Here is a 22,839-nt window from a genome sequence, read left to right as displayed (position 1 = left end):
ACAGCCGTTCACTTCTCGGGAAAAGTATTAGACCTCGAAATATGGGCGGCGTTCGCGAACGGCAACTAGCTTGCGTCCGGTAGCCGGCACTTGGGGCAAAGGGACTGCCCTTTTGCCCCTTCACCATTGCATCGTATCTGGTGTGGAAAAAATATCGCCTGCGTTCTCGCGCCTGCGAAGAGTTCCTGAACCGCTTGAATGGGACGTGACAAAGGGACTGTCCCTTTGTCACATTGATTTGAGAGTGGATGTTGATGAATTTATCGCTGGCCCCTATGGAGGGGATTACCGGGCATGTGTTCCGTCGCGTGCATGCGGAGTGCTTTGGCGCGCTCGATTGTTATTACACGCCGTTTTTGCCGCCGCCGCGGGTGGGCAACCGCTTTGGTGGCAAGGCGTTTAAAGAGGTCGATCCTGCCAATAACCAGGGGCTTAACGTAGTACCTCAGCTGATGTCCAAGAATGCGGACGAGTTTGTGTGGGCGGCGCAGGTGCTCGCCGAGATGGGGTACCGCGAGGTCAATCTCAACCTTGGCTGCCCCTCGGGTACGGTTGTTGCCAAAGGCAAGGGTTCGGGCTTTCTGCGCAACCTGGATGAGCTCGAGGTGTTCTTGAGCGACGTGTGCGAACGCTCACCCTTGCCGGTGTCGGTCAAGACCAGGTTGGGGTTGGAAAGCGATGACGAGTACGAACGCGTGCTCGACCTCTATTGCCGCATGCCGCTGGCAGAGCTGGTCGTGCATCCGCGCGTGCAAAAGGACCGTTATACGGGCTCGCCGCGTAAAGAGTTTTACGGCGAGACGTTGGAGCGGGCACCGTTTCCTGTGGCATACAACGGCGATATTTTTGATCTTGAGGACATGGATGCGCTGGTGGAGGCTTATCCCGGCACGCGCCATGTGATGTTGGGGCGTGGCCTGCTTGCGAACCCCGCGCTGCCTCGCATGGTTAAGGTCGGCCCTGCCGCCACGGCCGCTGAGCTGCAGCGCTTCCACGACATGCTGTTTGCGGCCTATGCGGACGAGATTGGGGGCAACGCGGTCTTTCGCATGAAGGAGTGGTGGTTCTACGCCAAATGCGCCTTCGCCGATCCCGCGACCGTTCACAAGCTCGTTCGCAAGACCAAAAAGGTCGATGAATACCGCGCTGCTGTCGAGCGCGTCTTTCGCGAGCAGCCGCTTGCGCCTACCGCGCGCTTTTGCGGCTAGTTAGTCATCGGGGACGTTCTTTAACGACTACTCATTTAAGTGCGTCCCCAACGACTATGTTGCAAAAGCTGTACGTCAGCACCCAAAGATGTCGAAAAAAGTCGACTTTGGATGCTGACATACACGTTTGGGTTCGGCGGGGGACTAGGCAATCCTTGCGTCAAGGGTAATGAGCTCCCTGAGCCGCTCTGCGCGTGTCTGCCCATGACGCTTTGCCTTTGCGTCAAATGCTTCAAGAACCGATTCACCCACACGTGCCGATAAAACAACGCTTGGTTCATCGGAAATCGGCGGCCTTCCCAACTTGACGGTGTGGCCCTTTGGCCACTCATCTTTTTCGTATGCCGCTGCGGCTTTTTCTAGCTCACCGGGAGCAAACCCCATCATCTTTTCGAGCTGCTTGGCGTCCATAGTGCCTCCTATCGATCGATTCCGATTTCCCTGAGCACCTTGCGCGTAGGAGGGACAAGGGCGTGGTAAATGATGTAGCCATCCCGATCGGGGCAACATCGAGCGATGAGCTCCATGAGGCGGCTTCTCTTTTTGTATACAATTTTGTAGACAAAAATACAAGTAACTAGTCATTTAAGAACGTCCCCAATGACTACCTGTGGTGGGCCCATGCAAAAAGCTGTACGTCAGCATCCAAAGATGTCGGAAAATGTCGACTTTGGATGCTGGCGTACATGTTTGGTTCGTATGGGTTCGGCTCGGTTGGCGCGAACTGGCCGCAGTGCGCGTGCTAGAGCAAATTCTCCTGCACCCACGCGATGATGTCGCCCGACTCGTAGAGTGGCGTGCCGTCAATGAACAGGCAGGGAACTTGGCGCTTTCCGCCGACGGCGATGAGCGTCTGCTCGGCATCGGAATCGGTCGAGATATTACGCTCGGGGATGGTCACGCCGTTATCGGCCAGGAAGCGCTTGACCTTTATGCAATACGGGCAGCCGGTCATAACGTAGAGCGCGAGCTCGTGATCAGTAGCCATAGGTCTCCAATCGGTTGAGGTTTCGATTGAAATACCCAAAGCCGCCGCGGTCTATGCACGCGTCAACGACGACTCGATTGCCTGTACCAGAAACGCCGTGGCTCCGGTGCCGCAGGGCTTGTCGTAGTAGTCAACAAAGCGCTGGTCGGCAAGATAACCATTGGCGAGGCCCAGGTATGCTTCGTCCTGGGGCTCGTGTCCCCAGTTAAGGCTAACCCATCGGCGGTGCATTGCGACAAGCTTGCGGGCTTCGTTGCTCTTGGGGTCACCGTCGTCCATGGCAATCGAGAGCTGGCCCAAAATTGCGCGCTCGAGTTCTTTCATGTCGTTCCAGGTTTCGGGGTCCATATCCAACAGCGCCTCGTTTGACACATCAATGGCCTCATCGCCATAGCGCGCCCGGGCTTCGGCCCCGTAGCGCTCCTCGTTTTCCTGCACGGTGCGCCAGCGCTCCAGTTGGGGCAGCACGGCGCCCATGAGCGAGACGGCTTCGTCGAGCGACATGCCGGTGTTTTGTGCCAGCCGCGGAGCACAATCCTCGATCATTGCCTCCATCGTGGTGTCGTAGGTGTACTTGCCGCGGTCGTAGCACCACTTGCAGTAATGGTCGGTCGTGGCGCCCGTGGCATCGGTGCCGCAGTCGTCGGGCGTGAGCATCATGCCGCAGCTCTGGCAATAGTGCTCGGGCATTTCGAGCAGGTGGGACAGCGGCTCTCCGGTTACGGCGGCAATGAGCTTCATCATGTCGATGCCCGGGGTGACTTCGCCGCGCTCCCAGCGGCTCACGGCCTGGCGCGTGACATAGAGCTTGGCGGCGAGCTGCTCTTGGGTGAGGCTGTTGGCACGACGGACGGCGATGAGTTTTTCTGCAAAGGCCATGATAGCTCCTTTCTGCTGCTTGCGGCTTTAAGCATACGCGGCGGCCGACGCCCTTCCAAGCAACCGTTGGTTGCAAAAAGGGCGGTCGTGGTGGGGGATTGCACGCAGCGTCCATGCCCTCATGCCGTACAATGACCGGCATGGAACCTATTGCACACATACATACCGACCTGCCGCAGAAGTTCGGCATTCCGCGCAACAGCTTTTTGGCGCCCCATCTGCAGGGGCGCATCGTCTTTGAGCCGGAATTTGCCTCCAATGCAGCGGTTGAGGGCCTGGACTCCTTCTCTCACCTATGGCTGCTCTGGCGCTTTGAAAACGGAACGCCCGGCGGCACGGCGGAAGACATCGCCGCCGATGCCAAGACGCAGGACAGGTCCGGCACCAACGCCAAGTGGTCGAAGACCGTGCGACCGCCGCGCTTGGGTGGAGCCGAGCGCGTGGGCGTATTTGCCACACGCAGCCCGTTTCGCCCCAATCCCATCGGTCTTACCTGCGTCAAGCTCGATTGTGTCGAGCTTACCGACGACGGCCCCATCATCCATGTGCTGGGAGCAGATCTGCGCGACGGCACGCCCATCTACGATATCAAGCCCTACATTCCGTTTGCGGACTGTCACCCGGATGCGACCGGCGGCTGGATTGAAGATGCGCCATGGCAAGAGCTCGACGTTGAGTTTCCGCATGCGCTGCAGGAGATGGTCCCGCCTGCAAAGCTCTCCGGCTTGATAGAGGTCCTTCGCCAAGATCCGCGCCGCGCGGGCAGCAAGCACGAGCCAAACCGCGTGTACCACTTGGCTTACGCCGGGCTCGATATATCGTTTACGGTTGACGGAACCAGGCTGACGGTAACCGCCGTCGACGACGCGCAGGACTAACCGGCCATTTGTCCGCATTCCCATAGTGGTGCCGCGAGCATGGCTGCGATATTCAGTGGCTGCTCGACGAGGGGGCGCGTGTGGGCGTGGGCTATCAGGACGGCCGTCCATTCCATGGACCTTGCCACATTCGCGTGAATCTGGCGCTGCCGCTTTCGCGTGTAAGGGAGGCGTGCGACCGCTTGGACCGCTACGTTTTTAATGCACGGTAAGTGAGCGCTGCATGCGGGGCTGTCTGCCAGATTGGCTGGAAGGCCCCGTATGGTAAAGCATCTGTAACCATTGAGCGCAAGCGCGGTTTTGTCTGCTATTATTCAGCTCTTGAGTCTGTAAACAGGATCGTCTGGAGCTCGATGAAAAGACCTCGTCGCTCGGCCGCCATATCGTTGTTTGTTGCGCTTGCAGTGGTGGGCGCCTTTGTCGTGGCGATAGCTGGCTGTTCCGGGTTGAATGACGGGGCCGCGGCGTCTGCTTCAGAAGGCGCGGCCGCCTCGCAGGTCAAAGACGACAACCTTAAGACGCTCAACGTTGGCAGCGACCTCTATCCACCGTTTGTGTATAGCAACGAGTACGGCGATATCGTTGGCCTGGATGTCGATATTTTGACCGAGGCTTTGGGCCGCATTGGCTACAAGCCAAAGTACCAGCTGATCGACTGGGAAAAGAAGAAAGAGCTGCTGGCGAGCGGCGAGCTCGATTGCGTCATGGGCAGCTTTAGTATGACGGGCCGCGAAGGCGAGTATCGCTGGGCCGGCCCGTACCTTGCGAGCCGCCAGGTGGTCGCGGTCGATCCCGAGAGCGATATCTACACGCTTGCCGATCTTGAGGGTAGGGTCGTGGCGGTCCAGTCCACCACCAAGCCCGAGTCGATTCTGCTCAATCGTACCAGTGAAAACGTTCCGCAGATCAAGGAGCTCTACAGCTTTTCGGACCGCTCGTACCTGAACCCGGCGCTTGTCGAGGGCCTAGTCGACGCCATCGCCGCGCATGAGTCCTCGCTGCTCACCTACGAAAAAGACTATGGCGTGACGTATCGCATTTTGTCTGAGCCGCTGCTAGAGGTTGGTTTGGGCACCGCTTTCGATATCAACGACACACGCGGCATCGACGTTAAGCTCACCCATGCCTACCAAGAAATGCTTGCCGATGGCACCATGGAGCGCCTGGTGTCAAAGTATTTTGATGACCCTTCGCCCTTTTTGAATGTGGAGGGCCTGTCATGATTGATGCGTCCGACCACACCGCTCAGGAGCGGGGCGATCGTTCGGCACGGGAATGGCTCATCGTCGTCCTGTTGGGGATAGCGCTCTCGATTGTTGCCGGCGTGACGAGCTACGCCTACACGACAGCTCAGGCCGAGCAGCGCTTTGCCGACGTTGTCGATTACGTGGCGACACAGAGCCTTTCCTACGATGCGTTCAACAGCGCCTATGCGACCAAAAACCTGATTCGCGTTATGGAGATCGCCGGAGAGGCGGCGCGCGATATGGAGCGCGACGGCTCGGTGGATAACGCTACGTTGGAGCAATATGCTGACCAGTTTAATGTGACAGCGCTGATCGTAACGGATGCATCGGGCAACTTGGTGTCCGAGTCCTCGAAGGATGACGTGGGCTACGAGTCGCTCGCTGCGAATCTCAAAGAGGCGCCTGTGCTGGAGGTGGCAGCCCATCCGCTTAAGTCCTATACCGCTCGCATTACGCTTACGGACGATTCGGTCGCAGACATTGGCTGCGTGGCCCGGCGGGACGGTGAGGGCATCGTTGTCGCGGTGAGGCACCAGAGCGCCAAGGCGGTCGCGAGCAATACGCTCAAGTTGCAGAGCTTGCTCGATGGTTATGAGACTATCGATAGCGGCAATATCGTGATCGAAAACGACGGTAAGGTCGTTGCGACCAACGCTGTCGAGCCCGCCGTGTCAGGCGTGTTCGATTTGCCTGCGACGGATGCCATCGTTGTCAACGGCATTAAGGAGCGTTGCCTGGCTGGTAAGGTCAGATTGGTTAACGACAGCGGTGAGTGGTATCTGGGCACATTTGGTAAAGCGCGCGATTTTTACGTGTACACCTATGCTCCCGCGCAGCGTTACTTTGAGGTTGTTGCCGCTGTTGTTGCCAGTGTGTTGGCACTCTACGGCGGTGTTATAGCCACTGTTGTGTTGGTGCGCCGCCGCGCCGAGAGCCAACGCTTTGCCGACCTGTTGCTGCAGGAGCGCGACTATGGCGACAAGCTGGCAAAAGCGGCGCGCGAAGCTTCGTCTGCCAACTCTGCAAAGACGGAGTTCCTGCGTCGCATGAGTCACGACCTGCGCACGCCCATCAACGGCATTCGCGGTATGGTCGAGGTGGGCAATGCCAACGCGGACGACTTGCAAAAGCAGACTGAGTGCCGCTCAAAGATCTGGACGGCGTCGGGACTGCTGCTCGACCTTGCGAACGAGGCACTCGATATGAGCCGCTTGGAGAGCGGGCAGGTCGACCTGAATCTCGTGCCTACAGATATGGTGGCCCTCAACCGTGAGGTGTGCGATATTCTGGAGCGCCAGGCCGAGGAGCGCCTGGTGACAATTATCTGCGACCAACGGACTCTTGATCATCCCTATGCCCGGGTGAGCGTGACGCACCTCAAGCGTCTGTTGCTCAATATTGCCGGTAATGCCGTCAAGTACAACCGCCAGGGCGGCTATGTTCGCCTGACATGCCGCGAGGTGGAGCCGGTGGACGGTGTCCCCGTCTATGAATACACGATCGCCGATAACGGCATTGGCATGAGCGAGGAGTTTCAACAGCACCTCTACGAGCCGTTCAGCCGCGAGGAACAACAGGTGGAAGGCGCTTCATCGGGAACTGGCCTGGGCGCGTCTATTGCCAAACAGTTGGTCGAGCTTATGGGCGGAACCATGAGCTTTACGAGCGCCTTGGGGCAGGGGACGACGTTTACCATTTGCCTGCCGTTTGATAAGTGCAAGAGTTCCGAGATTCCCCAGGCAGTTCGCGTGGATGCAGGCGACAGCGACGTGCTCCAGGGCCTGCGCGTTTTGCTCGTAGAGGATAACGACCTGAATGCCGAGATCGCACAGTTTACGCTCGACCGTGCCGGTGCCGTCGTGACACATGTCAAAGATGGCGAGTCTGCCGTCGAGACGTTTGCCGCGAGCGCGCCGCACGAGTACGACGTGGTATTGATGGACATCATGATGCCCGGCATCGATGGCCTTGAGGCCACGCGCCAGATTCGAGCGCTCGATCGCGAGGACGCCGCGACCACGCCGATTATCGCCGTGAGCGCCAATGCCTTTGCCGACGACCGTAGGCTTTCGCGCGAGGCGGGCATGAACGCGCATCTGAGCAAACCCGTGAGTTCTCAGGATCTCGTTGAGGCGCTTGCGCACATAGCCGCCGACGCTTCATAAACAAATGGCTCGGTTCCAATACTGGTTGGAACCGAGCCATTTTGCTATTTGTAGGACCTGTTTTTGGGCTTACTTTTCATGGATCTGCTTGCCGCAAAGATGCTCAATCGAAATCTCGTAGAGTTGGACGCCCTTGATGTCTTTGGCGATTTCCTCTTCAACTTCTTCGGCAGAGGGGTAGTACTTAAGCGCGAGCTGGCGGACTTTGTCCTCGATAAACGCAGGTGTCTCATTTACTAGGCGGCAACGACCAAAGACCACGGTGCTCATAACATAGGGAGCCCAGTCATCGTCTTTGTACCACTCGTTGCCGTAAACGGTAAAGCAGACTTTATCATCACGCCTGAGTGAATCGACCTTGTGGCCAGCCTTGGCACCATGGAAATAAATCTTGTCGTGCTTGGCGTCAAAGAAGTAGTTGACGGGAATGGCATACGGGTAGCCATCGTCGCCGTTGACGGCAAAGACGCCGCGCTTGCAGGTGGTCAGCAGTTCACGTGCTTCCTCGTCAGTGATGGCGCGTTTCTTTCGACGCAGGGGCCTAAACATCGTCGGCTTCCTTTCTAACTGTGCATGGTGGGTGAGCACAAACTATAGCGAAACAGTTCCGTTTTTCTTGATGCGGGCGAGGATGTTTTTGAGCTTGTTAAAGTCGAGCGGTTTGGGCAGATGGGCGTTCATGCCGGCATCGTGTGCCGCCTTGGCGTCCTCGGCAAAGGCATTGGCGGTGAGCGCGATGATGGGGATGTCGGCTGCATCGGCCTTCTCGCTCAGACGAATCGCGCGAGTTGCCTCGTAGCCATCCATACCCGGCATCATGATGTCCATCAGGATCGCATCGAAGCTGCCGGCGGGACGACTAGTGTATAGTTCGACCGCTTCTTTGCCGTCGGCGGCGCGAGTTACGACGATGCCTTCGCTTTCGAGCAGGGCCTGGGCAATTTCGGCATTGAGCTCGTTGTCTTCGGCCAAAAGAACGTTCATGCCGGCAAGCGAGCAGCTGATCGCCTGCTCGTCCGCACCTTCTCTTGCCTGAGGGTTCTTGTCGATATCGAGCGGAATCTGGACGTTGAACGTACTTCCCACGCCGACCTCGCTCGAAATCTCAATCGTGCCGCCCATCATGTCTATGAGCGATTTGACGATCGGCATGCCCATGCCAGTTCCCTGAAATTTACTGCGGGCATCGTTGCCCTCTTGGGCAAACGGTTCGTAGATGTGCTTTAGAAACTCGGGCGACATGCCGATGCCGGTGTCCGAGACGCTAAAGCAAAACACGGCGTGCTCATCGTCGAGCGGTTTGATGGTCGACGAGAAGGTGACGGTGCCACCGCGTTTGTTGTACTTGATGCTGTTGTCGAGCAGGTTGACGAGGATTTGCCGAATATGGGTGGGGCTGCCGATCATGTATTGGTCGACAACGTAGGGTTCGCTGGTGTCGAGCATTGTTATGCCACGGTCCGATGCGCGAAGCTTGCATAGTACGAGCGCATCGTCGCACAGTCCTTTAAGATTGAACGATTCGTGATCGAGCGTTACTTTGCGTTCCTCGATCCGGCCCATCTCGAGGATGTCATTAATGAGCGACAGCAGGTGGTTGGCGGCAACACGCGCTTTGGTGCGGCTTTCGCGGGCGACTTGCATGTCGCCTTCTTTCAATTCCTCAATTTCGATAAGGCCCAGGATGCCGTTGAGCGGCGTGCGGATGTCGTGGCTCATGCGCGTGAGAAAAGCGGTTTTGGCGGCGTTGGCGGCGTCGGCTTTCTGCCGTGCTTCCTGTGCGCGTTGAAGCGACCAGGCAAGGATGGCGATGCCGGTGAGCAACATGCAGATGATAACGGTCGCAATGGCGGCGCGGTTGCGGTAGACAAACTGGAACGTGTCCGATTCTTGCACCGAGTACGATGCGGAGGAATAGTTGCTCGCAGAGAGCGATTCGCCTGCATTGATGATGCCCTTATTGATGATTCCCAACAGCTCGGGTTTGCCGCGCGGAATCATGCACGATAGTTCTGCCGTGTTGGTGAGTTCCTGTGTTTCAAAATCCTCGATGTCGTAGGTGTCGCGGATGGTTTCCAGGCGCGTGCTGGGGACAACGATGCAATGTGCCTTTCCCACACGGAGAGCATTGAGCGCTTCGTCTTTATTCGGATATTCGGTTACCGCTGCGTCGGGGAAGAGGCTTTCGAGCTCAAACCGGTTGATGATCGCGTTCTCTGTGCAAGCGATGTCCTTTAGGTCGCTGTCTAGGTCGTTACTGACGTGAATAGCGGTTAGGGAAACCGTTCCCATCGAGTTTGACTGGGCGACCCCCTTCTGTTCGGCAAGCCAGTAGTCGCGAAAGAATGGCAGAGCGGCATCGATGGTTCCGTCGGAAAGGGCTTCAACCATCTTCTCGTTGCTGGAGAATGCGACGGTTTTAACCGTAATGCCAAACTTGTCATGCAGCGTCGTTGCAAGCGAGGTGAGCGATCCCTCCATCTCGCCATCGTCATTTTGCGTGCAGTAGGGAAGCCGGTTGACAAGATAGCCGAGCGTGACGGTGTTGCCGTTTGCTTTGAGCCAGGAGACCTCGGGGCCGGTGAGTGATGACGAGCCGCTGTTTTGGGCCGAGTAACTCGATTTGACTTCGTCGTTATAGCGCGGGTTGACGCGGGCGATGGCCGTCATGGCGGCGTTGATGTCGTTCATCAAATCGGGGCGGCTTTTGGGAACGGCAAAATAGTATTCGCTCGAGCCTACGTAGAACATGGGCGACGCATCGGGCGACGAGATGGTGTCGTTCATGATGATGGCGTCGACCTCGCCGGCCGCAAGCGCTTCAAAGAGGGCACCGCCGGTGTCGATTTCTTTATAGGTGCAGGTGATGCCTTGGTCGGCGAGCCACTGCTGGCCGACGATGGTTTGCATAACGCCAGCGTTGCAGCCGATGGTAAGGCCTTGGAGCGCTTGAGGGTCGCCCTTGGCCAGATCGTCGCGGTCGGGCTTGGCGTAGATGTAGTAGCGCTCGGTGCCCTCGGGGTTCGAGGAAAAGAGCAGCGTCTGCTCGCGTTCTTCCGAATACGAGATGTTGGGCATGAGGTCGATCTCGCCTGCCTCGAGCATGTTCATAAGCTCGGTGAAGGTGCCGCTGACGTATTCGTATTGCCAACCCTTTGTGTAGTACGAGAGGGTCTGGAGGTATTCGTAGCCCCATCCCGAGAGGCGCTCGCCCGGCGTGCCTTCCTGGAAGCCTGCATTGTTGACGAGCCAGCCAACGCGGACTTTCTTGACCTGCTGGTCTGAGTCAGCGGCAAAGGCAGGTGCTGGCAGGACGGCGCTCAGTACGGTGAGCGCGGCAAGCGCGACGGCCAGGGTGCGATATAGAGCTAAGCGAAGGACGGCGGAAGGTTTCACATGCAATCCCATCGAGTCGAGATAATACCGCATAAGGATACCAGCTCAGCTGTCCAGCTGCCGGACGCGCCGCTAAGTGGTCGCGCCCGGCACTGGCGACTAGTCATCGGGGACGTTCTTGTTTGACTAGTCATTTAAGAACGTCCCCAATGACTACTTTCTGCCGGCACAAAAGGAACGTCCCCAAGTGCCGGATGTGGGACAATACCGAGCGAATGTGATTGGGCGTCTGGGAAAAGGGGTCGCGATGAACAAGTTGAGGACGCTTGCCGACGTGCTGCGCCAGGCTGGCTTTGCGCGCATCACGGGCCTGTTTCTTGTCTTTTACCTGCTGTGCTCGACGGCCGTCTGGCTGTCCGAGCCCACGACCCTCACGTTTGGCGATGGCCTCTGGTTTAGCTTCGAGACCGTGTCGACGATCGGCTTTGGTGATATTCCGGCCGAAACGCCGGTCGCCCGTGCTATCACCGTCGTCCTGAGCGTCATCAGCATCTTCTACATCGCCATGCTCACAGGCGTGGCGGTGAACTACTGCAATACGCTCATCAAGATGCGCCAAAAGGACACCATGGCGCGCTTTATGGACGATCTTGAGCATTTGGAAGAGCTCGACCGCGATGAGCTCGCCGATCTGTCGCGCCATGTGCGCGAATATCGCCGACGCCAACGCTAGAGCGGGCGCCGCGCGTCACGATGAGGGGGACAAAATATGAATATCACGGTATACCTGGGCGCCAGCGTCGGTAACGACCCGGCGTTTCTGCCTGCGGTGCGGCAGCTCGGCACATGGATTGGCTCTAACGGCCACGCGCTGGTGTACGGTGGGTCCAAGTCGGGGCTGATGGGCGCGCTTGCCGATAGCGTGCTCGATGCCGGCGGACACGTGACCGGCGTGGAGCCAAGCTTTTTTATCGAGGCGGAGTATCAGCACGATGGTATCGATGACCTTATCGTGACGAGCGACATGGCCGAGCGCAAGGCCAAGATGATTGAGCTCGGCGATGCGTTTGTCGCCTTTCCGGGCGGCACGGGCACGCTCGAGGAGATCGCCGAGGTCATGTCGGCCGTGTCATTGGGACATCTGAGTACGCCGTGTATTCTGTATAACTTGGACGGCTACTACAACGACCTCAAGTCGCTGCTCGAGCATATGATCGATAAGGGCCTATCGAGCCTGCAGCGCCAGCAAGGCATCTACTTTGCCGATGACCTGCACGAGATCGCATCGATTATCGGCAGCTAAGCCTTAGGTCTGTCGCGCGTGCGGTGCCCAGTAGCGCCGTTTACGGCGTAGATGGTTTGCCCGCCTGCGCGGTACCCGTCTTACAATAAAAGTTATCTTTGTCGCTTTTGACCAACGGGAGGTCCCGATGGATAACCTGGCAAAACCCAAAAACCGTGCGCTGTTTTTAGTGAGTGTGGCTGTGACAGGTGCGTTTGCTGGTGCCGCGGTCTGGCTGTTTTTCTTTGCGATGGAGCATGGTATCGACTATCTATGGACCGAGATCCCGCATATGCTGGGCGTCGCCTCGCCCGAACTCGCGAGCGGTCCGTTCGGTTTTTTGCCGTATCCGTTTTTCGTCTGCCTGCTGGGCGGCCTGCTGATCGGTCTGTACGAGAAGATGACGGGCGCCAAGACCGATGACCTCAACCAGGTGATGGTCAAGGTAAAGCGCGACGGCCGCTACCCGTACGACAACCTCGGCAAGCTTTCGCTCGCGGCATTGCTGCCGCTGCTGTTTGGCGGAAGCATTGGACCGGAGGCCGGCCTGACCGGCGTTATCGCGGGCCTGTGCAGCTGGGTCGGCGACCGCATGCGTCGCTTTGGCGCCGAGTTTAGAGAGCTCACACTGCTGGGTACCCAGGCTGCCCTGACGGCGCTCTTTACTGCGCCCGTCTTTGGCTTTGTGGCGCCGCTCGCCGGCAGCGCTGACGGCCAGGGAGCCGACGACGATGAGTCCGCGTCCGACGAGATCACCATCAAGCTTCCCAAGGCGCAAAAGACCGTGGTCTACGGTGTCGCGATTGCCGGCGGTTTGGGCACCTATCTGCTTCTCGGCCAGCTTATGGGCGGCGGTATGGGTATGCCCAGGTTCGAGGCCGCCCAGGTGGGCAACCTCGAGCTCGCCTGGCTTATTCCCCTGGCGCTCATCGGCACGGCCTGTGGCTGGCTGTACTTTGTCTCGGAGCACGCAAGCGAGGCGTTGGCCCACGCCATAGGGGAGCGCCCTGTCGTCAAGGCCATGCTCGCCGGTTTGGCGCTCGCCATCTGCGGTACGGTTCTGCCCTACACCATGTTTGCCGGCGAGACGCAGGCCGATGTGCTTATGAAGACCTATATGACCATTCCCGCTGGCGTGCTTATTGCAACCGGTCTTGTCAAGGCCATGCTGACGCCCGCCCTCATCAACCTGGGCTGGCGCGGCGGTCACTTCTTCCCCGTTATCTTCTCGGGCGTGAGCCTGGGCTACGGCCTTGCCGTCCTTACGGGCGCCGACCCGGTCTTTTGCGTCGCCGTCTGTACCGCCTCGACGATGGGTGCCGTCATGCGTCGACCGGTCATGGTCGTGGGCCTGCTGCTCATGTGCTTCCCACTCAAGGGTATCGTCTGCATGATCGTCGCCGCGGCCATTGCGGCGGGCATTCCGCTGCCCAAGCCGCTGCGCAAGTAGCGCGGTGGCGCACGCCGGGGACATGCCGTTTGCCACGGATTTGCGGGGAGGGGACGACCGCGTCCTTCGTGGATCGAGGCTCGCGTGGCTACAGGTCGCGTGTTCGATAGACCTTGGTGCTGATAGCGCAGCTCAGTCCAAATAGTACGAGGGCCAGTGCGGCAATTCCTGCGCATAGGCAGCCGAGGACGGCGGGATCGGGATTTGCCCCGGCAATCGACATGAGCCAGTTGCTGATGGGGTTGGAGGAGCTCAGCGTGGCCATGACAAGGCATCCGAGCAGGGCAAACAGACCAACGGACAGGCGCAGCGCCTCCATGTGTCCAAAACGAAAGAACAGCGGCTGCGCCAAAAACACCATCATGAGGGAGATGAGCATCGAGGCTGCCGAGGCGGCTGCGATCTCAAAGACGGCCTGTCCCGTCGGAGGGATGCCTGCATTATTGAAGAGTGGGATGGTGACGATGTTCAACAGTGCAGCCGCACATGCCATGATGGCCGAGAAAGCAACGATACACAGGTAGCGTGCGCAGATGATGTCTTTGCGCGAGAAGGGCAGCGTTGCCCGATAACGCTCCCAACCGTTTTGATTGTCGAAGCCGGCCAGCGAGCTCATGACCATGATGGGTGACATGGCACTGACCGCGCAGGCGCCGGCGCTCATGCCGGAATCGCCATCCGACGCGTTGGCGAGCGTCAGCACGACGAAGATGAACAAGCCGACGCCCGCAATGCTCGGGACAAGCGTGCGAACGATGGCGAGCTCGGACATAAAGGCGCGTTTCATTTCGAAGCCCCTTTCAGCATGAGGCGAAGATAATCATCAATGGTTGCCCGGTCGCAGGGAATCTCGGGGAAAGCCTCGAGCGTATCGCGACGGTTGGGCACGAGCACGTCCACGCTATAGGCGTGGCGGGCGGCACGGGCGCCTTCGACGCAAGCCATGAGCTCTGCGGCCTGTGCTTGCGTGCAGTGGGCGATGCCGGCGCGGTCGGTAATGTCCTCGCGCGGCAGGTCAAACACAATCGAGCCGTTATCGATGCAGATGACGCGGTCGGCAGTGCGATCGAGGTCGGATGTAATGTGGCTTGAGAGCAGCACGCTGTGCTGGCCGTCGGCGACAAAGGCGAGCAACTCGTCGAGCAGTTCCTCGCGCGCCATGGGATCGAGGCCCGCGGTGGCTTCGTCCAAAACGAGCAGCTTAGCATTGTGACTGAGCGCACAGGCGAGCTGCAGCTTCATGCCCATGCCGCGGGAGAGGTCCTTGACCTTCGTCTTGGGATCGAGGCCAAATCGGTCGATGAATCCGGCGAACGTTTCGCAGCTCCACGTGGGGTATGCCGGGCCTACGAGCCTCTCGACCTGGCCCACCTTGAGCGTGGAGGGGAAGGGACACGTGTCCAGGACAAGCCCGATGCGGGAGCGCAGGTGGCGCTGCGTCTCGTCGGGCGCGTTGGCGTCGCAGCGCTGGCCAAGCAGCTGCACCTCGCCGGCATCGAGCTTTATGAGCCCGAGCGCGGCGCGAATGGTCGTTGTCTTGCCGGCGCCGTTTGCGCCCACAAAGCCGACAATCTGGCCGGGCTCCACGGTGAGTGTGACATCGCGTAGCGAAAAGCGGTCGCTTACGCGGCGTGAAACGCCTTTGAGTTCTAGCAAGTTTTGCATGGTATAGCCTTTCTTGCAGATGGCTACTGCATGGTTTCGGGGGCTACGAGGTCGAGCATTTCGTGCAGTTTGTCGCGCGTGACGCCCAGGGTTTCGGCTTGACTCGCCGCTTTCGCAAGCAGCTCTTCGATATGGCAGAGCTGGTTTTCGCGCAAGAGTTCCTGGTTTCCCTCGGCGACAAAGCAGCCCTTGCCCTGCATGGTACAGATAAAGCCAAGTTGTTCCAGGTCGGCATAGGCGCGCTTGGTGGTGATGACACTCACACCGAGGTCGCTCGCGAGTGCACGGATGCTGGGGAGTTTGGCTCCCGCAGCGAGTGTGCCCGAAAGGATCTGAGCTTTGACCTGCGAGGATATCTGCTCGTAGATGGGCTTGTCGCTCGAATTGGATAGGATGATGTCCACAGCGGCTCCTTAGCTGTTGGGCTACACGTGTATATAACCGGTAAGCACAGTATATATACACTATGTACAGTTACGCAAGAGACAAATTCGGATTGGGCCGGCTACCCAGGCTCCAACTGATGAATTTGTCCTGATAGGTGCCCTATGGCGGGATTTCGCGGCTACAATAGTGCGGTTACATCGACGTAATGCACTCAATGCAAGAAAGGATCCGCATGGCAAGCCTGTCGGATGAAATCTCGTCGCGCCGCACATTCGCGATCATCAGCCACCCGGACGCCGGTAAGACCACGCTTACCGAGAAGCTGCTGCTCTATACCGGCAGCATCCAGACCGCCGGCTCGGTCAAGGGCAAGAGCTCGGCCAAGCACGCCGTCTCGGACTGGATGGACATCGAGAAGGAGCGCGGCATTTCCGTTACCTCCTCGGTTCTGCAGTTCACCTATAACGGCGCCTGCGTCAACATCCTCGATACCCCCGGCCACCAGGACTTCTCGGAGGATACCTACCGTACCCTTATGGCGGCCGACGCCGCGGTCATGGTCATCGACGGCGCCAAGGGCGTCGAGGCCCAGACCAAAAAGCTCTTTAAGGTCTGTACGCTGCGCCATATTCCCATCTTTACCTTTGTGAACAAGCTCGACCACGAGGCTCGCGACCCCTTTGAGCTCATGGAAGAGATCGAGAACGTTCTGGGCATCAATACGTATCCCATGAACTGGCCGATCGGCAGCGGTCGCAACTTCCGCGGCGTGTTCGACCGTCAGACCCGTCGCGTCATCGCCTTTGAGGGCGACGGCCACGCTAACGCCACCAAGAAGGTCGCCGAGGTCGAGGCCGAGCTAGGCGATCCGGCCATGGATGAGCTTATTGGCGAGGAGAACCATAAGAACCTGATGGATGACATCGAGCTGCTCGATGGTGCTGGCGACGAGCTCGACCTGGATGCCGTGGCCTGCGGCAAACTGAGCCCGGCGTTCTTTGGCTCGGCGCTCACCAACTTTGGTGTGGAGCCCTTCCTTAAAGAGTTTTTGCGCTTGGCTCCGACGCCACGCGCCTATACTGATACGCTCACCAGCGAGCCGGTCGCGCCCGCCGAGAACGACTTTAGCGGCTTCGTGTTTAAGATCCAGGCCAACATGGACAAGAACCATCGCGACCGCATTGCCTTTGTGCGCATTTGCTCGGGCAAGTTCGAGCGCGGCATGGATGCCTTCCATGTGCAGGGCAACCGTAAGCTCAAGTTGGCGACGGGCACTTCGATGATGGCCGATGACCGCGCCATCGTGGACGAGGCGTACGCGGGCGATATCGTGGGCCTGTTTGACCCCGGCATCTTTAGCATCGGCGACACCGTGTGCTCCGGCAAGCGTCACGTGCAGTATCCGCAGATCCCGACGTTTGCCCCCGAGATGTTCGCCCGCATCACGCAGGTCGACACGCTCAAGCGCAAGCAGTTCGTGAAGGGCATGGAGGAGCTTGCCCAGGAGGGCGCCATCCAGATCTTCCGCGAGCTGGGCGCCGGCATGGAGAGCGTCATTGTGGGCGTGGTCGGCGTGCTGCAGTTTGAGGTACTCGAGCGCCGCCTTAAGGCCGAGTATCGTGTTGAGGTCCGTCGTCAGCCGCTGCCCTATACGGACATTCGCTGGATCCAAAACGACCCCGATACCATCGATATCCCGGGTCTTTCGCTCACGCGCGATACCCTGCGCGTCGAGGACATGCGCGGCGGCAAACTGCTGCTGTTCACGAGCCCGTGGAACGTGGACTGGGCGACCGACCATAACCCCGACCTTATCCTGTCGGAGTTTGGCAACGTAGCGTTTTAGCGCATCGGCGCGGTGGACCTGCGGGGCTGCCGCGCCGGTTGCTTGCCTGATGCCGTGTGAGCGGCTATCATACCCACCGTCGTCTCAAGACCGGGGCGTCCGAGCAGTTCGGGTCCGATATCCTGCTCGTTAAACCTAAAACCAAAGGAGTACACAATGATCAAGAAGGTCATGGAGGACTATAAGGTCCTGTTGCGGAGCATTCCCGCGGCAACGGTTTCGCTGTTTTTCGTGAGCGTCATCATGATGAACCTGCTGGCCAACAAAGAGCTCATCAGCCTGCCGTATCTGGCACTCGATTGCGGCTTTGTGGTGAGCTGGGTTTCGTTTTTGTGCCAGGACATGATCTGCAAGCGCTTTGGCGCCAAGGCATCCATCAAAATCTCTATCCTCGCGCTGCTGGTCAATCTGGCCGTGAGCCTGTGCTTTTGGGCATGCTCGCTCACGCCCGGCATGTGGGGCGCTTACTACGACACGGGCATGATCGAGGTCAACACTGCCCTTAACGCCACCATCGGCGGCACCTGGTACGTGGTGCTTGGCTCTTCGCTGGCAATGCTCGTTTCTGCCGTGGTTAACTCCACGCTCAACCAGTCGCTCGGTCGTATGCTCAAAAAGAATAACTTTGCGAGCTTTGCTTTCCGCTCCTATGTCTCCACGGGTGTTGGCCAGTTTATCGACAACCTGGTCTTTGCCATTGTAGTGAGCCACACGTTCTTTGGTTGGACCTGGGTGCAGGTCCTTATGTGCTCGCTGACCGGCGCTGTTGCCGAGCTGCTGTGCGAGGTCTTCCTGAGCCCCGTGGGCTACAAGGTCGTGCGTGGCTGGGAGCGCGAGAATGTGGGCGCCGAGTACCTCGAGCGCCACGCAACCGCCTAAGGAGCAGATATGCGGGTTTTGATCACGGGCGCTTCGGGCGGTATCGGAGCCGCGTGCGTGCAGCGCTTTTTGGACGAGGGCCACGAGGTCGTGGGCTTTGATCTGCTGCCGGCGGCGGTCGAGCACGAGCGCTATCGCCATCTGATCGTCGATGTCCGTGAGCCGGACTCGTTTCCAGACGACCTTGAACCCCAGGTGATCGTGAATGTTGCCGGCACGCAGGACTCGGCGGACGACATCGCCGCCAACCTGTGCGGCACCATCAACGTGACCGAGCGCTATGCCTTTGTGGGGGAGGGGCTTGCCGCCACGCCGGCGCCGGCTATCAAATCCGTGGTCAATGTGGGCTCGGCGAGCGGGCATACGGGATCGGAATTTCCCGCCTATGCTGCCAGCAAAGGCGGCGTTATCGCCTACACCAAAAACCTTGCAAACCGCCTGGCGCCGCAGGCCATCGCCAACAGTGTGGACCCGGGCGGCGTTATCACGCCGCTCAACCGTTGCGTGATGGAAGACGAGCGCCTGTGGAGCCAGATTATGGAACTCACACCGCTTAAGCGCTGGGCGAGCGCCCAAGAGATTGCCGAATGGATCTACTTTGTGGGCGTGACCAACCGGTTTATGACCGGGCAGAGCCTGCTGATCGATGGCGGCGAGGCCGGCCGCACCCAGTTTATCTGGCCCGAGTAACAAAACGCGCTCGATGGCAATTGCCGTCGAGCGCGTTTTTACATCATTAATCGTTAACTTTGGCGGCGCACCATCTCTGTAACGTGCCTTTGAGCTGGTAGAATGAACTCCTAAACAAAAAGGGGGCATATTGGGGCTGTTCGGTTCACACGAGAAGCGCGACGCGGACCGAGCGCGTCGACTGTTTGAAGAGGCGCTTGCGCAGCAAGGGCCCAACGTTGCGCTGGTTTTGCGCGCCAACGACTGTCTTCCGCTCTATATCACTCCAAATTTCGAACGCATATTTGGCGTATCGCCCGAGCGTATTGGCGACGACATCGAGACGCTGTACCGATTTATTCCCGATAGCGACCGCATTCGCATGCAACGACAGGTGAGGGACTGGGACCGCGCGACCCCGCTCAACCTTCTGTGCTCCTATCATGCACCCCATGGAGAAAAATCACAGCTCAGCATGAGGTTTACGATTTCGCTCATTTCGGGCGGTACACAGTACCTGGTTTCTGCAGTCGATGTAACGACCGAAAACGAGCGTATCGCCAAGGCGGATTCCGAGCGCGATCGCGCCGTCGAGACTGCCAACGCGCGCACGGACTATATGAACCAGATGAGCCACGAGATCCGCACGCCGCTCAATGGCATCGAGGGCATGATTTCGCTCGCCCGCGAGCATCATGCGGATGAGTCTCGCCTGATGGATGACTTGTCTCGTGCCTCACAGCTTTCGGCCTACCTGCTTTCGCTTATCAACGACATGCTCGACATGAGCCGTCTCAACAGCGGGCGCGTGCGCATTGATGGTGCGCCGTTTGATATGCGTCTGTTTGCCGATGAGATTGAGCGCATGTTTAGCTCGCAGGCAGCCGATAAAGGGCTTACGTACTCGGTCAATCTCGAGGACTGCGAAAACGTATTTGTCGTGGGCGACCGTATGCGTCTGTCGCAGATCGTCATCAACTTTATCTCCAATGCAGTCAAGTTTACCGAGCGGGGCGGCAGCGTTACCGTGACCCTGCGCGAGATGTACCAGGCAGACGGCGGCGTGAGCTATATGCTGCGCGTGCGCGACACGGGCAAGGGCATGGACCCGCGCTACGTCAGCAAGATCTTTAAGCCGTTTGAGCAGGAGGACCGCACCATTGCGCGTCGCTACGGTGGAACGGGTCTGGGCATGGCCATTACGAGCGCGCTTGTCGAGCTGATGGACGGCGAGATCGTCGTCGATACCGAGCCCGGCCGCGGCTCGACGTTTTCGGCCTACATTCCGTTGCGACTGGCCACGGCGGCGCAGATCGAGAGCCTAAAACTCAAGGAGCAGACGCTCGAGACGGCGTGCGATTCCATTGGCTCGTCGTTTACCTATCAGTTTGAGGACAAGCGATTCCTGTTGGCCGAGGATAACGAAATCAACGCCATGATCGTGATTGAGCTGCTGGCAAGACGAGGCGCGGCGGTCGATCGTGCCGAGAACGGCCAGGCGGTTGTTGAGCGATTTCGGAGCATGCCCGCGGGCACGTACGATGCGATTCTCATGGATATCCAGATGCCCGTGCTTAACGGCTGGGAAGCGGCGGAGCGGATTCGAGGGCTTAATCGTGAGGACGCCGGCGCCATTCCCATCATTGCGCTTTCTGCCAATGACTACACCGAGGACGTTGAGCGCTCGCGCGCCGCGGGCATGAACGGACATGTGGGCAAGCCCATCGACCTAAACGTTTTGAAAGCACAGCTGGCGGCCGCGACGGCCGAGGCAGCTTACCGGGGAAATGAGTAACCGTGATCGTTGAACAGTCGAACAGTATCATTAACGAAGTGAGCCGCGCCCTGCTGGGCAAGCGCGATGTGATTGAGAAGGCCCTCATGGCCATCTATGCCGGCGGCCATATCCTGTTGGAGGATGTGCCCGGTACCGGTAAGACGACACTGGCCCTGGCGCTTTCGCGCGCGCTGGGCCTGGACTTTAAGCGCGTGCAGTTTACGCCCGATACGCTGCCCTCGGACATTACGGGCTTTACGATGTTCGACCGCGACGCCGGCACGTTTCGCTTTGTGTGGGGCGCCGTCAACTGCAACATGCTGCTGGGCGACGAGATCAACCGCACCAGTGCAAAGACGCAGTCGGCCCTGCTCGAGGTTATGGAAGAGCGTGCGGTGACTATCGACGGGCAGACGCATCAGGTCCCGCGTCCCTTCGTGTGCATCGCAACCGAGAACCCGGTGGGCTCGGCGGGCACGCAACCGCTGCCCGATAGCCAGCTCGACCGCTTTATGGTTCGCCTGTCTGTTGGCTATCCGTCGCGCCAGGACCAGATCGATATCCTCAAGGCCCGTCGCTACGCCAACCCGCTCGACGATATTAAGCCCATGGTTGCCTGCGATGACCTGCTCGATATCCAAAACTACTTGGGTAATGTGCAGGTAGCCGACACGGTGCTGGATTATATCGTCCGTCTGTGCGAGGAGACCCGTCATGACGGTCTTGTTGAGCTGGGCGTGAGCCCCCGCGGCATTATCGCGCTCACGCGCATGGCGCGCGCCTGCGCTTTGATTCGCGAGCGCGACTATGTAGTGCCCGAGGATGTGCGCGAGGTATTTAAGGCTGTTTGCGCCCACCGTCTCGTTTTACGCCCCCAGGCCCGTATTGAATCGATTGGCGCCGCCGACGTTCTCGACCGCATCCTCGCTGCCGTTCCCGCCCCGTCTATGGGTCAGGTTCGCGGCCGCTCGTAGCGGATCGTGTACCTTTTGCGTCCTACGTTACGCCCATGATTGCCAACAAGATTACCTATATCGCGTCCGTCGCGCTCCTGCTCGCCACGTTCGTGTTTACCGCCAATGCGGCTGCGCTTGCTGCTGCCGCGGCGTTGATCGCCATGCCCGTGATTACGGTGGCGGCGTGCCGCTCGAGCGTTGCCTTGCTTAAGCTTAGCTTTGAGCTTCCCCGGTCGTGTGTTGTCAACGCGCCTCTTGTATTGCGCATCACACTGGATCGCCCGCTTATGTTTCGCGGTCGTATGGAGCTGTCGTTTTCGGTTTATAACCAGCTGACGGGAGCGCGGACAGTCTATCCCGTAAGTCTTGCCCCCGCGACGGGCAGGCCCGCTTTGTTTGAGCTGGAGCTCGATTCGACCGTCTGCGGTGCGCACACGATTACCCTTGACACCGCGCGCCTGGTCGACGAGATGGGCTTTACGTCGCTTGCTCTCGAGAATGCAGACTTTCATGGGTTGTTTACGGTCTATCCCGAGGTGCTCGACATCCAGGTTGTTCCTAACCAAAGTGCTTCTGCCGGTCTTGAGGGCACGAGCTACGATCCCCATCGAAGCGGCCAAGATGCCTCCGAGGTCTTTGACATAAGGCCCTATCACGAGGGTGATGCCGTTAAGTCGATTCACTGGAAGCTGTCGACGCGTTTTGACGACATGCTGGTGCGCGAGGCTTCGCGCCCACAAGACCACGCTATTGCCATCTTGTTTGGTGCGTTTGCGTGCGATTTTGAGCACGCAAGCCACGCTGAGGTTCTTTCTGCGGTGCTGGGTTTTACCGCATCGATATCGCTGGCGCTTATGCGTCAGGGATACCATCATGTGGTCGTGGCTGCCCCCGAAGGCTCTTTGGCTGTCTATCCCGTTGATGACCGACGTGGGTTCAATAGGATGCTTGATGCTTTGACGGCAACGCCGCTTGGCCCTGCCTATCCAACATCGCACGAGCACTATGCCAAGCTCGTGGCAGCAAAGGGCATTGGCAAAACGGTGCTGGTAACGGTGGGCGTCGATGAACAGGCCTATATCGAGATAGGCCGTCTGACCGATCTATCGGTACTCCATGTGTCGGATTCGGTCGAGTCGTATGGCATCGAGCACGGCGCCAACTACATCATCACCCATTGCCCGGTATCGAGCGATTCGGCCCGTATCAAGAGTCTGGAGCTCTAAG

At 58.9% G+C, this 22,839-nt stretch carries 21 protein-coding genes; 13 read left to right on the top strand and 8 right to left on the bottom strand.

Annotation, left to right across the window (positions count from 1 at the left end; all coding sequences use genetic code 11):
- Positions 1 to 254 precede the first annotated feature (254 nt).
- Positions 255 to 1,208, top strand: coding sequence for a tRNA-dihydrouridine synthase (locus DWW12_RS02515; protein WP_117854830.1), 954 nt, complete (start codon positions 255 to 257; stop codon positions 1,206 to 1,208).
- A 144-nt stretch (positions 1,209 to 1,352) separates the two neighbouring features.
- Here the strand turns inward: DWW12_RS02515 and DWW12_RS02510 are convergent, their stop codons facing one another.
- The 3 genes from DWW12_RS02510 to DWW12_RS09795 form a co-directional block, all read right to left on the bottom strand.
- Positions 1,353 to 1,619 carry a ribbon-helix-helix protein, CopG family gene (locus DWW12_RS02510; RefSeq protein WP_117645840.1) on the bottom strand — a complete coding sequence of 89 codons (267 nt, stop codon included), beginning with the start codon at positions 1,617 to 1,619 and terminating at the stop codon, positions 1,353 to 1,355.
- Between the two features lie 331 nt (positions 1,620 to 1,950).
- Positions 1,951 to 2,196, bottom strand: coding sequence for a glutaredoxin (locus DWW12_RS02505; protein ID WP_117854828.1), 246 nt, complete (start codon positions 2,194 to 2,196; stop codon positions 1,951 to 1,953).
- Positions 2,197 to 2,247: 51 nt separating this feature from the next.
- Positions 2,248 to 3,075, bottom strand: coding sequence for a TipAS antibiotic-recognition domain-containing protein (locus DWW12_RS09795; protein WP_158564354.1), 828 nt, complete (start codon positions 3,073 to 3,075; stop codon positions 2,248 to 2,250).
- 140 nt (positions 3,076 to 3,215) lie between these two features.
- Between DWW12_RS09795 and DWW12_RS02495 the strand changes: the two genes are divergently transcribed.
- The 3 genes from DWW12_RS02495 (at position 3,216) to DWW12_RS02480 (ending at position 7,365) form a co-directional block, all read left to right on the top strand.
- The gene (locus DWW12_RS02495) at positions 3,216 to 3,953 is read left to right on the top strand and encodes a tRNA (N6-threonylcarbamoyladenosine(37)-N6)-methyltransferase TrmO (RefSeq protein WP_233544210.1); all 738 of its coding nucleotides are present in this window, start codon (positions 3,216 to 3,218) and stop codon (positions 3,951 to 3,953) included.
- Positions 3,954 to 4,306: 353 nt separating this feature from the next.
- Positions 4,307 to 5,176 (top strand): ABC transporter substrate-binding protein, encoded by an 870-nt coding sequence (locus tag DWW12_RS02485; protein ID WP_117854827.1) that lies wholly within the window; start codon positions 4,307 to 4,309, stop codon positions 5,174 to 5,176.
- A complete protein-coding gene (locus DWW12_RS02480; RefSeq protein WP_117854825.1) occupies positions 5,173 to 7,365 on the top strand; it encodes an ATP-binding protein in 2,193 nt (730 codons plus the stop codon). Before DWW12_RS02485 ends, DWW12_RS02480 begins: the two co-directional genes overlap by 4 nt.
- A 69-nt stretch (positions 7,366 to 7,434) precedes the next feature.
- On the opposite strand, the gene DWW12_RS02475 is transcribed toward DWW12_RS02480, so the two are convergent.
- Together DWW12_RS02475 and DWW12_RS02470 are read right to left on the bottom strand one after the other, a co-directional pair.
- Entirely contained in the window at positions 7,435 to 7,914 is a 480-nt protein-coding gene (locus tag DWW12_RS02475) for a pyridoxamine 5'-phosphate oxidase family protein (protein ID WP_117842971.1), read from the bottom strand.
- 42 nt (positions 7,915 to 7,956) lie between these two features.
- Positions 7,957 to 10,761, bottom strand: coding sequence for a transporter substrate-binding domain-containing protein (locus tag DWW12_RS02470; protein WP_158564352.1), 2,805 nt, complete (start codon positions 10,759 to 10,761; stop codon positions 7,957 to 7,959).
- 247 nt (positions 10,762 to 11,008) lie between these two features.
- Between DWW12_RS02470 and DWW12_RS02465 the strand changes: the two genes are divergently transcribed.
- From DWW12_RS02465 to DWW12_RS02455, 3 genes are all read left to right on the top strand, one after another.
- On the top strand, positions 11,009 to 11,434 hold the full coding sequence (locus tag DWW12_RS02465) for a potassium channel family protein (RefSeq protein WP_117854822.1): 426 nt from the start codon (positions 11,009 to 11,011) through the stop codon (positions 11,432 to 11,434).
- A gap of 36 nt (positions 11,435 to 11,470) precedes the next feature.
- The gene (locus tag DWW12_RS02460) at positions 11,471 to 12,004 is read left to right on the top strand and encodes a TIGR00730 family Rossman fold protein (protein WP_117854821.1); all 534 of its coding nucleotides are present in this window, start codon (positions 11,471 to 11,473) and stop codon (positions 12,002 to 12,004) included.
- A gap of 127 nt (positions 12,005 to 12,131) precedes the next feature.
- Positions 12,132 to 13,433 (top strand): chloride channel protein, encoded by a 1,302-nt coding sequence (locus DWW12_RS02455; protein ID WP_117854819.1) that lies wholly within the window; start codon positions 12,132 to 12,134, stop codon positions 13,431 to 13,433.
- A gap of 88 nt (positions 13,434 to 13,521) precedes the next feature.
- On the opposite strand, the gene DWW12_RS02450 is transcribed toward DWW12_RS02455, so the two are convergent.
- The 3 genes from DWW12_RS02450 to DWW12_RS02440 are packed head-to-tail and all read right to left on the bottom strand — an operon-like array spanning position 13,522 to position 15,502.
- A complete protein-coding gene (locus DWW12_RS02450; protein ID WP_117854817.1) occupies positions 13,522 to 14,220 on the bottom strand; it encodes an ABC-2 transporter permease in 699 nt (232 codons plus the stop codon).
- The gene (locus DWW12_RS02445; RefSeq protein WP_117854816.1) at positions 14,217 to 15,098 is read right to left on the bottom strand and encodes an ABC transporter ATP-binding protein; all 882 of its coding nucleotides are present in this window, start codon (positions 15,096 to 15,098) and stop codon (positions 14,217 to 14,219) included. Before DWW12_RS02445 ends, DWW12_RS02450 begins: the two co-directional genes overlap by 4 nt.
- A 23-nt stretch (positions 15,099 to 15,121) precedes the next feature.
- Positions 15,122 to 15,502 carry a GntR family transcriptional regulator gene (locus DWW12_RS02440; RefSeq protein ID WP_117854814.1) on the bottom strand — a complete coding sequence of 127 codons (381 nt, stop codon included), beginning with the start codon at positions 15,500 to 15,502 and terminating at the stop codon, positions 15,122 to 15,124.
- Positions 15,503 to 15,717: 215 nt separating this feature from the next.
- Here DWW12_RS02440 and DWW12_RS02435 point away from each other — a divergent pair, with 215 nt between their 5' ends.
- The 6 genes from DWW12_RS02435 to DWW12_RS02410 all read left to right on the top strand — a co-directional run bounded on the left by DWW12_RS02435 (position 15,718) and on the right by DWW12_RS02410 (position 22,838).
- Positions 15,718 to 17,331 carry a peptide chain release factor 3 gene (locus DWW12_RS02435; protein WP_117736492.1) on the top strand — a complete coding sequence of 538 codons (1,614 nt, stop codon included), beginning with the start codon at positions 15,718 to 15,720 and terminating at the stop codon, positions 17,329 to 17,331.
- Between the two features lie 156 nt (positions 17,332 to 17,487).
- A complete protein-coding gene (locus DWW12_RS02430; protein WP_226812554.1) occupies positions 17,488 to 18,210 on the top strand; it encodes a VUT family protein in 723 nt (240 codons plus the stop codon).
- Positions 18,211 to 18,219: 9 nt separating this feature from the next.
- Positions 18,220 to 18,900, top strand: a complete 681-nt coding sequence (locus DWW12_RS02425) for an SDR family NAD(P)-dependent oxidoreductase (protein WP_117854813.1) — start codon at positions 18,220 to 18,222, stop codon at positions 18,898 to 18,900.
- A gap of 130 nt (positions 18,901 to 19,030) precedes the next feature.
- Complete coding sequence (locus tag DWW12_RS02420) at positions 19,031 to 20,674, top strand: ATP-binding protein (protein ID WP_117854811.1); 1,644 nt, start codon at positions 19,031 to 19,033, stop codon at positions 20,672 to 20,674.
- Between the two features lie 2 nt (positions 20,675 to 20,676).
- On the top strand, positions 20,677 to 21,630 hold the full coding sequence (locus DWW12_RS02415; RefSeq protein ID WP_117854810.1) for a MoxR family ATPase: 954 nt from the start codon (positions 20,677 to 20,679) through the stop codon (positions 21,628 to 21,630).
- Between the two features lie 35 nt (positions 21,631 to 21,665).
- Positions 21,666 to 22,838 carry a DUF58 domain-containing protein gene (locus tag DWW12_RS02410; protein WP_117854808.1) on the top strand — a complete coding sequence of 391 codons (1,173 nt, stop codon included), beginning with the start codon at positions 21,666 to 21,668 and terminating at the stop codon, positions 22,836 to 22,838.
- The last annotated feature ends 1 nt before the right edge of the window (position 22,839 follow it).

The sequence above is a fragment of the Collinsella sp. AF14-35 genome, from assembly GCF_003464565.1.
GTDB lineage: Bacteria > Actinomycetota > Coriobacteriia > Coriobacteriales > Coriobacteriaceae > Collinsella.
Note: the sequence above shows the minus strand (reverse complement) of the source record. Positions and strands in the feature narration are given on the sequence as shown.

Excerpts from the sequence above, each read along its gene's own strand:
- DWW12_RS02450 (WP_117854817.1), bottom strand. The coding sequence starts at position 14,220 with ATGAAACGCGCCTTTATGTCCGAGCTCGCCATCGTTCGCACGCTTGTC.
- DWW12_RS02455 (WP_117854819.1), top strand. The coding sequence starts at position 12,132 with ATGGATAACCTGGCAAAACCCAAAAACCGTGCGCTGTTTTTAGTGAGT.
- DWW12_RS02435 (WP_117736492.1), top strand. The coding sequence starts at position 15,718 with ATGGCAAGCCTGTCGGATGAAATCTCGTCGCGCCGCACATTCGCGATC.
- DWW12_RS02505 (WP_117854828.1), bottom strand. The coding sequence starts at position 2,196 with ATGGCTACTGATCACGAGCTCGCGCTCTACGTTATGACCGGCTGCCCG.
- DWW12_RS02515 (WP_117854830.1), top strand. The coding sequence starts at position 255 with ATGAATTTATCGCTGGCCCCTATGGAGGGGATTACCGGGCATGTGTTC.
- DWW12_RS09795 (WP_158564354.1), bottom strand. The coding sequence starts at position 3,075 with ATGGCCTTTGCAGAAAAACTCATCGCCGTCCGTCGTGCCAACAGCCTC.
- DWW12_RS02495 (WP_233544210.1), top strand. The coding sequence starts at position 3,216 with ATGGAACCTATTGCACACATACATACCGACCTGCCGCAGAAGTTCGGC.
- DWW12_RS02410 (WP_117854808.1), top strand. The coding sequence starts at position 21,666 with ATGATTGCCAACAAGATTACCTATATCGCGTCCGTCGCGCTCCTGCTC.
- DWW12_RS02425 (WP_117854813.1), top strand. The coding sequence starts at position 18,220 with ATGCGGGTTTTGATCACGGGCGCTTCGGGCGGTATCGGAGCCGCGTGC.
- DWW12_RS02510 (WP_117645840.1), bottom strand. The coding sequence starts at position 1,619 with ATGGACGCCAAGCAGCTCGAAAAGATGATGGGGTTTGCTCCCGGTGAG.
- DWW12_RS02460 (WP_117854821.1), top strand. The coding sequence starts at position 11,471 with ATGAATATCACGGTATACCTGGGCGCCAGCGTCGGTAACGACCCGGCG.
- DWW12_RS02445 (WP_117854816.1), bottom strand. The coding sequence starts at position 15,098 with ATGCAAAACTTGCTAGAACTCAAAGGCGTTTCACGCCGCGTAAGCGAC.
- DWW12_RS02480 (WP_117854825.1), top strand. The coding sequence starts at position 5,173 with ATGATTGATGCGTCCGACCACACCGCTCAGGAGCGGGGCGATCGTTCG.
- DWW12_RS02465 (WP_117854822.1), top strand. The coding sequence starts at position 11,009 with ATGAACAAGTTGAGGACGCTTGCCGACGTGCTGCGCCAGGCTGGCTTT.
- DWW12_RS02485 (WP_117854827.1), top strand. The coding sequence starts at position 4,307 with ATGAAAAGACCTCGTCGCTCGGCCGCCATATCGTTGTTTGTTGCGCTT.
- DWW12_RS02475 (WP_117842971.1), bottom strand. The coding sequence starts at position 7,914 with ATGTTTAGGCCCCTGCGTCGAAAGAAACGCGCCATCACTGACGAGGAA.
- DWW12_RS02430 (WP_226812554.1), top strand. The coding sequence starts at position 17,488 with ATGATCAAGAAGGTCATGGAGGACTATAAGGTCCTGTTGCGGAGCATT.